The following is a 12,489-nucleotide window of genomic DNA, read 5'->3' as shown; positions in this document are numbered from 1 at the left end:
AGAGTTACATGGCAATTCTTGAAGTGAAAGTTCCGCAACTGTCGGAATCCGTCGCCGAAGCGACCCTGCTGCAATGGCACAAGAAAGTGGGCGAAGCTGTCGCCCGCGATGAAAACCTGATCGATATCGAAACCGACAAAGTCGTGCTTGAGCTGCCTGCGCCGGACGCTGGCGTCATCGTCGAAGTCATCAAGGGTGACGGCAGCACCGTCGTTGCCGGCGAAGTGATCGCCAAGATCGATACCGAGGCCAAGGCAGGCGCTGCTGCTGCACCCGCCGCTGCTGCCGCTCCGGCTGCGGCCGCTGCTCCGGTCGCCGCTGCCGCACCGGCAGCAAGCGCAGCAAGCATCGCGATGCCGGCTGCCGCCAAGATGTTGGCCGACAATAACATGTCCGCCTCTCAAGTCGCCGGCACCGGCAAGGATGGCCGCGTGACCAAGGGTGACGTGATCACCGCTCTGGATAAGAAGCCTGCACCCGCCGCTGCGCCGGCTCCTGCTGCTGCCGCTAAGCCGGCACTGCAACAGGTCGCCGCTCCGGTCGGCCTGAACCTGGCAAACCGTCCGGAAGAGCGCGTGCCGATGAGCCGCCTGCGCGCCCGTATCGCCGAGCGCCTGGTGCAGTCGCAATCGACCAACGCGATCCTGACCACGTTCAATGAAGTGAACATGCAGCCGGTGATCGACCTGCGCAACAAGTACAAGGACAAGTTCGAGAAGGAGCACGGCGTCAAGCTTGGCTTCATGTCGTTCTTCGTCAAGGCAGCAGTCGCCGCACTGAAAAAATACCCGATCATCAATGCATCGGTCGACGGCAATGACATCGTCTATCACGGCTACTTCGACATTGGCATCGCCGTAGGCTCGCCGCGTGGCCTGGTCGTGCCGATTCTGCGCGATGCGGATCAAATGACGATTGCCGATATCGAGAAGAAGATTGCCGAGTTCGGTGCCAAGGCTAAAGACGGCAAGCTGACGCTGGATGAACTCACCGGCGGCACCTTCTCGATCTCTAACGGCGGCACGTTCGGTTCCATGCTGTCCACCCCGATCATCAACCCGCCGCAATCCGCCATTCTCGGCGTGCATGCCACCAAGGACCGTGCTGTTGTCGAAAACGGCCAGATCGTGATTCGCCCGATGAACTATCTGGCGATGTCCTACGACCACCGCATCATCGACGGCCGCGAAGCTGTGCTTGGCCTGGTCGCGATGAAGGAAGCGCTGGAAGACCCGGCACGTCTGCTGCTGGATCTGTAAGGAATCACGCGTAGCGGCCACGGAGCAGCGATCCTGTTCCGTGGTCGCAGTCCATTCTGCGAAAAAAGGTTAAGAACATGTCTAAGAATTTCGATGTGGTTGTCATCGGTGGCGGTCCCGGTGGCTATATCGCGGCGATTCGCGCTGCACAACTGGGTTTTTCCACTGCATGTATCGATGAGTGGAAAAATGAGAAGAATGGTCCCGCCCCGGGCGGCACCTGCACCAACGTCGGCTGTATTCCTTCCAAGGCGCTACTGCAATCGTCCGAGCATTACGAACACGCAGGGCACGCGTTTGCTGATCACGGGATCGAGGTCAAGGGCTTGGCGATGAATGTCGGCCAGATGATCGCCCGCAAGAACACGATCGTCAAACAGAACAACGACGGCATCCTGTACCTGTTCAAGAAGAACAAAGTCACGTTCTTCCACGGCCGCGGTTCGTTCGTGAAAGGCGATGCTAACGGCTATGAAATCAACGTGGCCGGTGCGTCCGAGGAAACGATTACCGGCAAGCAGATTATCGTTGCAACCGGCTCCAATCCGCGTGCGTTGCCGAATGCGCCGTTCGATGAAAAGTTGATTCTCTCCAATACTGGCGCACTGGCAATCGACGCTGTACCGAAGAAGCTTGGCGTGATCGGCGCCGGCGTGATCGGTCTGGAAATGGGTAGCGTATGGCGCCGCCTCGGTGCGGAAGTGACCGTGCTGGAAGCGCTGCCGACCTTCCTCGGCGCTGTCGACGAGCAGATCGCCAAGGAAGCGCACAAGCTGTTCGCCAAGCAGGGCCTGGCAATCAGCCTCGGCGTGAAGATCGGCGCGATCACTGCCGGCAAAAAGGATGTCACGGTCGAGTATGCCGATGACAAGGGCAATGCGCAAAAGGCCGTATTCGACAAGCTGATCGTATCGATCGGCCGGGTGCCGAACACCATCGGCCTGAACGCGGAAGGCGTTGGCCTGAAGCTCGACGAGCGCGGCTTCATCGCGGTCGACGGCGACTGCAAGACCAATCTGCCGAACGTATGGGCAGTGGGCGACGTGGTGCGCGGCCCGATGCTGGCCCACAAGGCGGAAGAAGAGGGCGTGGCAGTTGCCGAGCGTATTGCAGGACAACACGGGCATGTGAACTTCAATACAATACCCTGGGTCATATATACATCGCCGGAAATTGCATGGGTTGGCAAGACCGAGCAGCAGTTGAAGGCGGAGGGCGTCGCTTACAAGGCCGGCACCTTCCCGTTCATGGCCAATGGCCGCGCCCGTGCACTCGGCGATACCAACGGCATGGTGAAATTCCTGGCTGATGCTAAAACCGATGAAATCCTCGGCGTGCACATCATCGGACCGATGGCTTCCGAGCTGATTTCGGAAGCGGTTGTGGCGATGGAATTCCGCGCATCGTCGGAAGACATCGCGCGCATTTGCCACGCGCACCCGTCGTTGTCCGAGGCGACCAAGGAAGCCGCGCTGGCTGTCGACAAGCGTTCGCTCAACTTCTAAGGAGTAAGGCATGCCTCACCTGATCCTGTTACTGGCGATTGCGCTCGCTGCGTGCGCGAGCACAGGATCGGGCGGGCACGGCGGCCTGGCGGTTGAGACCGTATCGCGTGGGCAGGCAGTGGTCGGGGCCAACTGCACTGTCAGCACTGGCGGCGCAAGCTGGAATGTCGTCACCCCTGCCACGGTGCCGATTGAAAGTGCCGGCGGAGACCTGCGCGTAGTGTGTAACAAGGCCGGCTATCGCACCTCCGAGCTGATCCTCAAGCCGTCCAGCCCGGTCGGATCGAGCATGGGCGTCGGTGTTGGCGGCGGCAGTGGCAATGTCGGCGTCGGCGTCGGCTTGAACTTCCCGATCAGGCTGGGCGGCGGTGGATATCCGTCGCGCGTGTCGGTGGAGTTAAATCCGCAGTAAGTTGCGTGCGGGCCGGAATGTCGCAAAACGGGCATAATTTACAATTTGCCCGGCACTAATTGTGCTAATCAATCAGTATGGGCGAGCCTGTCTCGCCCATTTTTTCGTGCCCTCGAGGCATCGCAGTGATCGGCGGCAGGAACGGATGATAGAAAAGATATGAACGTCAGGGAGTTCTACGAACACGCGCTGGCACAGCGCGGTTACACGGCAGATGCAGCACAGCGCAGCGCGATCGATCGCCTGCAGCAGGCGTTCGACGATTGGGTCGGGTACAAGTCGCATCGAGCGAGCCGGCTGAAACGGCTGATCAGCCGGCCGGATGTGCCGCGGGGCGTCTATATGTGGGGTGGCGTGGGCCGCGGCAAGTCGTTTTTGATGGACAGCTTTTTTTCGGTGGTGCCGGTGGTGCGCAAGACGCGCTTGCATTTCCATGAATTCATGCGCGGCGTGCACCGGCAGCTGGATGATCTCAAGGGTGTCGCCGACCCGCTCGACGAGGTTGCGCGGCGTATCGCGAAAAAATACCGGCTGATCTGCTTTGACGAGTTTCACGTATCGGACATTGCCGATGCGATGATCTTGTACAACCTCCTGAAGGCACTGTTTGAAAATGGCGTATCGTTCGTCATGACCTCGAACTATGTGCCCGACGCGTTGTACCCGGACGGCTTGCATCGGGACCGGATTCTTCCCGCTATCGCGCTACTGAAGGAAAAGCTCGATGTGCTGAATGTCGATGCTGGTCTGGATTACCGCAAGAGGGCGCTGGAACTGGTCGAGGCATACCACACGCCACTGAGCGCGGAAGCGGACCATGCCTTGCGCAGCGCATTTGCGCGAATTGCGGAAACTACCGACGAAGACCCGCGCATCCATATTGAAAAGCGCGAGATCCGGTCGCTGCGCCGGGCGGGCGGCGTAATCTGGTTCGATTTTCATACCCTGTGCGGCGGCCCCCGCTCGCAAAACGATTACCTGGAGATCGCCAGCCAGTTTCACACGGTGATCCTGTCTGGCGTGCCGCGCATGTCGGCCGCCATGTCGTCCGAAGCGCGACGCTTTACCTGGCTGATCGATGTCTTGTACGACCATAAGGTGAAGCTGCTGATGTCGGCCGAAGTGGAGCCGCATGAGCTTTATACGGAAGGCACGCTGTCCAATGAATTCCATCGCACGGTGTCGCGCATTATCGAAATGCAGTCTTCGGAGTATATGGAAAGCGAACGGCGCGATGTCGCCGGCTCCATTGCGTAAGGGGTGATATGACTTCAGATAAGCGAAAGAAAACAGGCGCACGTCACGCACGGATCGCGTTCTTTTCCGTAGTGCTCCTTGCTCAGGGTGTCTCGGCGCAGTCCGCCGAAAGCGCAAGTGTCGCAGCACGTTATCCTTCCGGCTCCATCCGCTCCGTCGAAGCGGCCGAACAGGCTCTTGTCGATGCAGCCAAGGAGCGGGCGGAGGTTGAACAGCGCTTTTTGGCGGAGAAAAACGCATGCCTATCCCGCTTTTTCGCCTCGTCCTGTGAAGAGGGCGCCCGAGAACAGCGGCGCGCGGCGCTGGAGGGGCTGAAGGCAGTCGAAGTCGAAGCAAATGCATTCAAGCGCCGCGAACGCGTCATTGAGCGCGACCGGGCGCTGGAAGAAAAGCGTGTACAGGACGAGAAGGAACGGCAGGAGCGCATGCGCCAGCAGGATGAGCGCGCTGCGCAGCCGCGAGCCCAGGCTGAACCGCGACAGAATGCCGAGAAAGCGGTCCAAGCTGAAGCGAGATCCTCCGACCGCCAGGCACGGCACCAGGAAAAGCTCAGGCGCATAGAAGCCGACGAGGCGGCCAATGCGCAAAAGCGTGCAAACAATATCGCCGAATATCAGAAAAAGGTGCAGGCCGCGCAAGCGCATCAACAGGAAGTTGAACGAAGGAAGGCGGAAAAAGAAAGGGAGGCACAGCAGCGTGCAACCCCCCCGGCAACTCGGTAACAAGGGGCGAGGAAGCCGCGACGACTGCGTCCGGCCGCTTGGCCTGGGCAGGTGCCGTTATACGGCGCGGCGCATTTTTTGCGCGCTGTAGGTCTTGACTTCCTTCGGCTGCTCGACGAATTTCACGACAGCCAAGGTGCAGTTGTCGGCAGAGCTGCCGGCAGCACGCTCGCGCGCTTTGCCGATCAACATTTCCGATGCCTGCCGCGGTGAGTTCATTGCGATCGCGGCACCCAGTTCGATTTCTGAAAAATAGTGCCAGAGTCCGTCGGTGCAGAGTAAAAAGGCATCGCCTGCACGAAGCCCGGCATATCGCCCCAGCGTCACCTCGGGCGGATTTTCTCCGGCGCCGAGCGCGCTGACCAGGACATTGGACAGGTGATGGTTTTGCGCTTCTTCACGCTGCATCTTGCCTGCTTTGACCAGGCGCTCCACATATGAATGGTCGATCGTGCGTTCGGCAAAGTTCGGACCGGAGAAGCGATACAGCCGCGAGTCGCCAACATGGGCCCAGAATGCCGTCCGTTCGGGTGTCACGACCAGAATGACGATCGTGCTGTGAGGTTCCTTCTCGGATGAAATGGCGGTCAGCCTGATGACCGTGTGCGCTTCCTGCGCAATCGCAACCAGCATCTTTTCGACATCGTCGGTCTGCGGCGAAAACAGATCAAATGCGTGTTTCGCGGTGCGGATAACCTGCTCGGCTGCGAGTGCGCCGCCGCTCAATCCCCCCATGCCGTCCGCCACTACCGCCATTACATAGCCCGGTGCGCGCGGCGCTGCAAACAGGGCGACGCGGTCCTGTTGTTCCTTGCGGTCGCCGATATGTTGACCTGTACCAGCTTCGATCTTGTATTGGCTCATAGGTCTGGGTAGATTAAACTGCTTTGCTGCGAGAAATTATGGCATGTGGAAAATATCATCTTTGGATTTGTCAGCCTTTGTTACATTTCTGCCTGGCAGTCTGATGACCTTTGTTATCTTTCTTCCGCTGGCGGCGCGCAATCGGATGCTCTTGCAAAATCTTACATATTGGCTAGAAATCAGTTGTTTTGTGGCATTGAAATCATGTCGGCACGCTAGCCGGGCACGCTATTCACTCTTACAATATACTTCATAGCATTCGCCAGAACAGACCATGATCCCATCCGAAGATATACAGCGTCGAATTATCGAGCTGGAAGTTGAGCATCGTGATCTGGATGCCGTCATCGAACTGTTGAACCGCGATGGCAGGCATGACGAGCTTCAGTTACGCCGCCTGAAAAAACGGAAGCTTCAGCTGAAGGATCATATCACCTTGCTGAAAATGCAACTGGTTCCTGATATTCCCGCTTAATCTTTTTGGGCACGGGTAATGGCATTGCCCACCTCGCTCCGCTTTGACAGAACATTCCGATTCATCGCCCGTATTGGGCGAGCATGATGCCGATATCGAGCAGCTGTTTGATGCGTCGGGCTCGTTGAGCCAGACTGTCGCCGGCTTTCGCCCGCGTCAGTCACAGACCGAAATGGCCAAGGCCATCGCGCAAGCGGTGGCGCAACGTCAGACATTGATTGCCGAAGCCGGTACCGGCACCGGCAAGACGTTCGCTTACCTCGTCCCCGCGCTGCTGTGGGGGGGGAAGGTGATTCTGTCGACTGGCACCAAGAATCTGCAGGATCAGCTTTACCTGCGTGACATTCCGACAGTGCGCAAGGCGCTCAGTGCGCCGGTGTCAGTCGCCCTGCTGAAAGGGCGGGCCAACTATGTCTGCCATTTTCACCTTGAGCGCACACTGCAGAATGGCAGGCTGACTTCGCGCGAGGATGTCGGTTATCTCCGCGAAATCTCTCGCTTCATCAAGACAACTACCTCGGGCGACAAGGCGGAATTATCGAAAGTGCCGGAATCGGCGCCGGTCTGGAACCTGGTGACGTCGACCCGCGACACCTGTCTCGGTGCCGAGTGCCAGTACTACCAGGACTGCTTTGTGATGAAGGCGCGCAAGGAGGCGCAGCAGGCCGACGTGGTAGTGGTCAACCATCATTTGTTTTTTGCCGATGTCGCGTTAAAGGATACCGGTGTTGCCGAGTTGCTGCCGTCGGCGAACACCATCATTTTCGACGAAGCCCATCAGCTGCCGGAGACGGCGACGCTGTTTTTCGGCGAGAGCGTGTCGACATCGCAGGTGTTGGAGCTGTGCCGGGACGTGCTGGCCGAAGGGCTGGCCCATGCGCGCGATGGCGCCGAGTGGGCGAAGGTGGTGGCGCCGGTGGAGCGCGCCGCGCGCGATCTGCGGCTCGCATTCCCGCAGGACGTGGTGCGCCTGGCGGTCAATCAGATAGCGCCGTCCAGCGCTTTCTTCCCCGCGCTTGAAACATTGAAGGAGGAATTGCAGGGCATGACTGCAGTTCTGGAAAATCAGGCAGAGCGAGCGGAAACGATCGAGCAATGCCGCACGCGTGCCGTCGAACTCGCCACCCGGCTCGAGCGCTGGAGTGCGCCTGCACAAGACGGAGGCGGCAAAGTTCCGGACGAGCAGGAGCGTGTCCTCTGGGTGGAAGCGTTTTCATCTTCCTTGCAGCTACACCAGACGCCTTTGTCGATCGCGCCGATTTTCAGCAAGCAGCGCGAAGGTTCGCCGCGTGCCTGGATATTCACGTCTGCCACTCTCGCGGTGAAGAACGACTTCAATCACTATGCCTCTCAAATGGGGCTGTGGAATGAGAAGGCGCAATCCTGGCCCAGCCCGTTTGATTACGGCCGCCAGGGGTTGCTGTATGTGCCGGAAAATCTGCCGCAACCCAATTCCTTCGAGTATACGGATGCCGTCATCGAGGCGGCTCTGCCCATGATCGAAGCGGCCGGCGGCCGGGCTTTCCTGCTCTGCACGACAATACGCGCAGTAAATCGTGCGGCTGAGCGTTTGCGGGAAGAGTTCGCGAAGCGCAACCTGCCATTTCCGTTGATGGTGCAGGGCGAGGCTGGGCGTACCGAGTTGCTGGATCGCTTTCGCGCCGCGGGAAATGCGGTCCTGATCGGCAGCCAGAGCTTCTGGGAGGGGGTGGATGTACGCGGCGACGCGCTGTCGCTCGTAATCATCGATAAGCTTCCTTTTGCGCCGCCGGACGACCCGGTACTGGCTGCCCGGATCGAGGCGCTGGAGCGGAAGGGCTTGAACGGCTTTGTGCATCACCAGCTGCCAGAGACCATCATCAACCTGAAGCAGGGGGCGGGACGTCTGATCCGCGACGAAACCGACCGCGGAGTATTAATGATCTGCGATCCGCGCCTGATTTCCAAGCCATATGGTCGCCGCATCTGGCAAAGTCTGCCGCCGTTCAGGCGTACCCGCGATGCTGCCGTAGCGCGCGCATTCTTCGAGCCTTCGCAGGACGATGACAATAACGGGCAGTAGGCACGACGCGATGCTTGAGGTGCATCGACGGCATGTCAAAATCAGCTAGTTACCCGCTATACTGTTGTTGACATAGTGTCTGCAACAGGCTGCCGGATACTGAATTTCATCGTTTCGCTTTGGCCTTAGAAGAGGTTACATGTCCGAATCTGCCATTTCACTCGTACCGGTGCGCATGGGCGACATCGCGATCGGCAAGCCGTTGCCGAGAGCGATCTACGACGGGCAAGGCAATCTGCTGCTGGCATCCGGCTGCGTGATCGAGAGCCGCAGCCAGCTTGACGGGCTGATTCAGCATGGTTTCATCAAGGATTACGGCTGGGGACAGGGAATGCCGCCGGCCCGGCCGAAAGAGACCGTTTTGGTCAAGGCCGCACGCAAGCCGGTGGATACGCCGCCACCGGAGGATACGAGCAGCAACAAGGAAATCATCGTCGCCATGGATGACGTGCGCTGGCACGTCGGCGAGACGCTTTACCTGCAGCAGGTGGATAACACCAACACCCGTTACTCGGTCCAATTGATCGGTTTCGTCAAGAACAAGTCGATATTCGTCACGTCGCCGATGGTCGACGGCAAGCTTGAATTCGTGCGCGACGGGCAGACTTTCGTGGTGAGGGCGTTTTCTGGCAAGAAGGCCTATGCGTTCATTGCGGTCGCACTGAAGTCAGTGCACGTCCCGTATCCTTACCTGCATCTGTCGTATCCGAAAGAGCTGCGTTGCACGGTGGTGCGACGCGGAGTGCGGGTTCAGGTAAAGCTCGTTGCCGCGCTTTCGCTGGGACAGCCAGCTCGCGATGCAGACCTGACCCTGACCGATATCAGCGTCGGCGGTGCATCCGCCGTCAGCAAACAGGTATTGGGCAACAAGGGAGAAGAAGGCCAGATCAGGTTCAAGGTGCGTGCTGCCGACCAGGATGAAACTCTGAATCTCAGGGTTGCGCTACGGTCGGTCGCACCGGCTGAAGCAGGCGAAGGCTACAGGCATGGAATCGAGTTCCTGGATGTGGCAAGCCGAGACAGCCTGATTCTTTCCGCCTTCGTGCACCAAACCCTGGCCGAAGGCCTCTAGCCGCCGAAAACTGTGCGGTATCCCGCCATGGGTTGCGGGACAGCGCGCACTGATCGGATGGATTCGTTACCCGATTATCTTTGTGGCTGGATCACGACTTTGCCGGTGACCTTGCGGGCCGCCATGTCGTTCAGTGCTTGTGCCGTGTCGGCTAGTGCATAACGTCCGGAGATATGCGGCTTGATTTTCCCTTCCGCCATCCATCCCATCAATTCACGCATCGCGGCCTGATTCGCTTTCGGCTCGCGCTTGGCGAACTCGCCCCAGAACACGCCGACAAGCGATGCGCCTTTCAGTAGCGGCAGGTTGAGCGGCAGTTTCGGAATTTCACCATTGGCGAAACCGATTACCAGGTAGCGGCCGCGCCAGGCAATCGAACGGAATGCCGGTTCGGCATACACGCCGCCGACCGGATCGTAGATCACGTCCGGACCCTTGCCTCCGGTCGCGGCCTTGATCGCCTCTCGCAAGTCCTGGGTAGTGTAGTTAATTGTCGCGTCCGCGCCATGCGCCTTGCAGACGTCGAGTTTTTCATCGGTGGAGGCAGCTGCGATCACGCGTGCGCCGAGTGCTTTGCCGATTTCGATCGCAGCCAGTCCGACGCCGCCAGCCGCGCCCAGAACCAGCATGGTTTCGCCCGCCTTGAGCTGCGCCCGGTCGACCACCGCATGGTGCGAGGTGCCGTAGGTAAGCGTGACAGCAGCGGCTGTATCGAAATCGAGGCCAGGCGGCATCGGCATCACCATGGCGGCGGGCGCGACGATCTGCTGCGCAAAAGCGCCCTGGCTCACGAATGCCAGCACCTTGTCGCCTGCCTTCAAATGGCTGACACCTTCACCAACGGCACGAACGATGCCGGCCAGTTCGCTGCCCGGGGTGAAGGGAAGCTCCGGTTTGAATTGGTATTTCCCCTGGATGATCAATACATCCGGGAAGTTGACGCCGGCTGCCTGTACATCGATCGCGACTTGGCCGGGACCAGGGACCACATCCGGCAGATCCTCTACAACTAAGGTTTCGGGTAATCCCCAAGACTTGCAGAGGATGGCTTTCATGTTGTCTCCTTCTTATTGGTCAGAAAATAGAACGATCGTTTTATTCTAGGCTTATGCGGCAAAATGTCAACATTCATTACCCTAGCGAATCATGAATCGCACACGCCCTGCGCAAACGGAGAAAGCGCGGAGATGTGCTTCGGTTAAAATCGCCTTATGAAAATTCTTGTTAGTAACGACGATGGTTATCTTGCCCCGGGAATCATCGCGTTGGTCGAGGCATTGCGTCCCATTGCCGAGGTTGTCGTGGTTGCCCCGGACAGCAACCGGTCCGGAAGTTCGAACTCCCTCACACTCGATCGTCCGCTGTCGGTCTACCGCGCCGATAACGGATTTTATTTTGTCAACGGCACGCCGTCAGACTGTGTGCACGTTGCGTTGACTGGCGGATTGGCATTCCGGCCCGACCTGGTCGTATCTGGCATCAATCAAGGGCAAAACATGGGAGATGACACGCTGTACTCCGGCACAGTCGCTGCGGCAACCGAAGGCTTCTTGTTTGGTATTCCGGCGATTGCTTTTTCCCAAGCGGAGAAGGGCTGGGCGCATATTGATGCGGCGGCGTGCGTTGCGCGCGACATCGTCGTGCGTGGATTCGACATGCTGCAAAAGCCTTATTTGCTAAACATTAACATTCCTAATCTTCCATACGAACAGATTAAGGGCATTCGTGCCGCGCGGTTGGGGAAGCGCCATGAGTCTGAGCCGGTAATCAAGGCACTGGACCCGCACGGAAGAGAGATTTTCTGGATCGGCCCCGCTGGCAAGGCGAAAGACGCGGGAGAAGGGACCGATTTTCGCACCGTTTCGGACGGGTTTGTGTCGGTGACGCCTCTGCAGATTGATCTGACTCACTCGCAGCAGCTGGGCGTGCTGCAGAAAGCTTTGCCATGACGGGAAAAGACAGACGCTTTCCACTGCCGCTGTCGTCCGTGGTGGATAAGTCGGCTGGCACTGCACGCGGTGGATCCCCAGCGGCAATCAGGATCGCGACGCCGCAAACAGCTACCCAAAATGCAGCACAAAATACTATCGTACGCTCGTACGCACCGCCAGATTCCCCGCTCAACTCAGTATCACGTCCCTCACCCGTTACGGCAGGGGCAGCATTTGCCTCTCCGCTAGTTTCCGGTGCCGTACGAAATGCCATGGTCGCACGCGTGGCCAAGCAAGGCGTCAGGGATAGCAAGGTATTGGCGGCGATGGAAGCGGTGCCGCGCCATATGTTTGTCGAATCCGGGCTGGCCAGCCAGGCGTATATCGACGCTTCCTTGCCAATCGGCCATCACCAAACCATATCGCAGCCATATATCGTGGCGCGCATGATCGAGATCCTGCGTGCCAACACCAATGGTGGCGAACTCAATCGCGTGCTGGAAATTGGTACCGGATGCGGCTATCAGGCGGCGGTGCTTTCGCTTGTGGCCAAAGAAGTCTATTCCATTGAGCGCATCAAGCCCCTGCATGAACTGGCCAAGACAAATCTGCGCCCGCTGCGCATTGCCAATATCCGCTTGCACTATGGTGATGGTATGCTTGGGCTTCCGCAAGTGGCGCCGTTCGATGGCATTATTCTCGCAGCCGCCGGGCTGCAGGTTCCGCAGGCCCTGCTGGATCAGATGAATATCGGCGGCAGGCTGGTTGCCCCCGTAGGCGAGCGTCATCAGGTGCTGCAGCTTATCGAACGGGTCAGTAAGTTCGAGTGGACAAATACTACCTTGGAAGAATGCCATTTTGTTCCGCTGCGACCCGGCACTGTGTGAATGTCCCGACAGGACATGACATGTTTTCTGCCACACGGTCCCC

The 12,489-nt window shown here is 58.8% G+C and carries 12 protein-coding genes; 10 read left to right on the top strand and 2 right to left on the bottom strand.

Translation table 11 applies throughout. The features are described from left to right. Positions 1-8 precede the first annotated feature (8 nt). The 5 genes from odhB (at position 9) to TSA66_RS19100 (ending at position 5,155) form a co-directional block, all read left to right on the top strand. A complete protein-coding gene (odhB, locus tag TSA66_RS19120) occupies positions 9-1,259 on the top strand; it encodes a 2-oxoglutarate dehydrogenase complex dihydrolipoyllysine-residue succinyltransferase (protein ID WP_040041130.1) in 1,251 nt (416 codons plus the stop codon). Between the two features lie 77 nt (positions 1,260-1,336). Next, complete coding sequence (lpdA, locus tag TSA66_RS19115) at positions 1,337-2,764, top strand: dihydrolipoyl dehydrogenase (RefSeq protein WP_040041129.1); 1,428 nt, start codon at positions 1,337-1,339, stop codon at positions 2,762-2,764. Between the two features lie 10 nt (positions 2,765-2,774). Then, entirely contained in the window at positions 2,775-3,176 is a 402-nt protein-coding gene (locus tag TSA66_RS19110; RefSeq protein WP_040041128.1) for a hypothetical protein, read from the top strand. A 159-nt stretch (positions 3,177-3,335) separates the two neighbouring features. Continuing rightward, complete coding sequence (gene zapE, locus TSA66_RS19105; protein WP_040041127.1) at positions 3,336-4,433, top strand: cell division protein ZapE; 1,098 nt, start codon at positions 3,336-3,338, stop codon at positions 4,431-4,433. Between the two features lie 8 nt (positions 4,434-4,441). Continuing rightward, a complete protein-coding gene (locus tag TSA66_RS19100) occupies positions 4,442-5,155 on the top strand; it encodes a hypothetical protein (protein WP_157691729.1) in 714 nt (237 codons plus the stop codon). A gap of 57 nt (positions 5,156-5,212) precedes the next feature. On the opposite strand, the gene TSA66_RS19095 is transcribed toward TSA66_RS19100, so the two are convergent. Beyond that, a complete protein-coding gene (locus TSA66_RS19095) occupies positions 5,213-6,019 on the bottom strand; it encodes a PP2C family protein-serine/threonine phosphatase (RefSeq protein WP_040041126.1) in 807 nt (268 codons plus the stop codon). Between the two features lie 274 nt (positions 6,020-6,293). Here TSA66_RS19095 and TSA66_RS19090 point away from each other — a divergent pair, with 274 nt between their 5' ends. The 3 genes from TSA66_RS19090 to TSA66_RS19080 all read left to right on the top strand — a co-directional run bounded on the left by TSA66_RS19090 (position 6,294) and on the right by TSA66_RS19080 (position 9,628). Beyond that, entirely contained in the window at positions 6,294-6,494 is a 201-nt protein-coding gene (locus TSA66_RS19090; protein WP_040041125.1) for a YdcH family protein, read from the top strand. 172 nt (positions 6,495-6,666) lie between these two features. Next, positions 6,667-8,556, top strand: a complete 1,890-nt coding sequence (locus TSA66_RS19085) for an ATP-dependent DNA helicase (protein WP_408639511.1) — start codon at positions 6,667-6,669, stop codon at positions 8,554-8,556. Positions 8,557-8,695: 139 nt separating this feature from the next. Then, positions 8,696-9,628: a flagellar brake protein gene (locus tag TSA66_RS19080; protein WP_040041124.1), complete on the top strand. Its 933-nt coding sequence runs from the start codon at positions 8,696-8,698 to the stop codon at positions 9,626-9,628. Positions 9,629-9,702: 74 nt separating this feature from the next. Here TSA66_RS19080 and TSA66_RS19075 read toward each other — a convergent pair whose 3' ends face one another. Further along, positions 9,703-10,683 carry an NADPH:quinone oxidoreductase family protein gene (locus tag TSA66_RS19075; protein ID WP_040041123.1) on the bottom strand — a complete coding sequence of 327 codons (981 nt, stop codon included), beginning with the start codon at positions 10,681-10,683 and terminating at the stop codon, positions 9,703-9,705. A gap of 156 nt (positions 10,684-10,839) precedes the next feature. Here TSA66_RS19075 and surE point away from each other — a divergent pair, with 156 nt between their 5' ends. Together surE and TSA66_RS19065 are read left to right on the top strand one after the other, a co-directional pair. Next, entirely contained in the window at positions 10,840-11,577 is a 738-nt protein-coding gene (gene surE, locus TSA66_RS19070; RefSeq protein ID WP_040041122.1) for a 5'/3'-nucleotidase SurE, read from the top strand. Further along, positions 11,574-12,446: a protein-L-isoaspartate(D-aspartate) O-methyltransferase gene (locus TSA66_RS19065; RefSeq protein WP_040041121.1), complete on the top strand. Its 873-nt coding sequence runs from the start codon at positions 11,574-11,576 to the stop codon at positions 12,444-12,446. The genes surE and TSA66_RS19065 overlap by 4 nt, the downstream gene beginning before the upstream one ends. Positions 12,447-12,489: the final 43 nt, after the last annotated feature.

It is taken from the genome of Noviherbaspirillum autotrophicum, assembly GCF_000818395.1.
In the GTDB taxonomy this organism is placed as follows: Bacteria; Pseudomonadota; Gammaproteobacteria; order Burkholderiales; family Burkholderiaceae_D; genus Noviherbaspirillum; species Noviherbaspirillum autotrophicum.
The sequence above is the reverse complement of the archived record's forward strand: the minus strand, read 5'-3'. Positions and strand labels throughout refer to the sequence as shown.

Coding starts and splice junctions, on each gene's coding strand:
- odhB (WP_040041130.1), top strand. CDS start 9: ATGGCAATTCTTGAAGTGAAAGTTCCGCAACTGTCGGAATCCGTCGCC.
- TSA66_RS19075 (WP_040041123.1), bottom strand. CDS start 10,683: ATGAAAGCCATCCTCTGCAAGTCTTGGGGATTACCCGAAACCTTAGTT.
- TSA66_RS19100 (WP_157691729.1), top strand. CDS start 4,442: ATGACTTCAGATAAGCGAAAGAAAACAGGCGCACGTCACGCACGGATC.
- TSA66_RS19065 (WP_040041121.1), top strand. CDS start 11,574: ATGACGGGAAAAGACAGACGCTTTCCACTGCCGCTGTCGTCCGTGGTG.
- TSA66_RS19110 (WP_040041128.1), top strand. CDS start 2,775: ATGCCTCACCTGATCCTGTTACTGGCGATTGCGCTCGCTGCGTGCGCG.
- TSA66_RS19080 (WP_040041124.1), top strand. CDS start 8,696: ATGTCCGAATCTGCCATTTCACTCGTACCGGTGCGCATGGGCGACATC.
- zapE (WP_040041127.1), top strand. CDS start 3,336: ATGAACGTCAGGGAGTTCTACGAACACGCGCTGGCACAGCGCGGTTAC.
- TSA66_RS19095 (WP_040041126.1), bottom strand. CDS start 6,019: ATGAGCCAATACAAGATCGAAGCTGGTACAGGTCAACATATCGGCGAC.
- TSA66_RS19085 (WP_408639511.1), top strand. CDS start 6,667: ATGGCCAAGGCCATCGCGCAAGCGGTGGCGCAACGTCAGACATTGATT.
- surE (WP_040041122.1), top strand. CDS start 10,840: ATGAAAATTCTTGTTAGTAACGACGATGGTTATCTTGCCCCGGGAATC.
- TSA66_RS19090 (WP_040041125.1), top strand. CDS start 6,294: ATGATCCCATCCGAAGATATACAGCGTCGAATTATCGAGCTGGAAGTT.
- lpdA (WP_040041129.1), top strand. CDS start 1,337: ATGTCTAAGAATTTCGATGTGGTTGTCATCGGTGGCGGTCCCGGTGGC.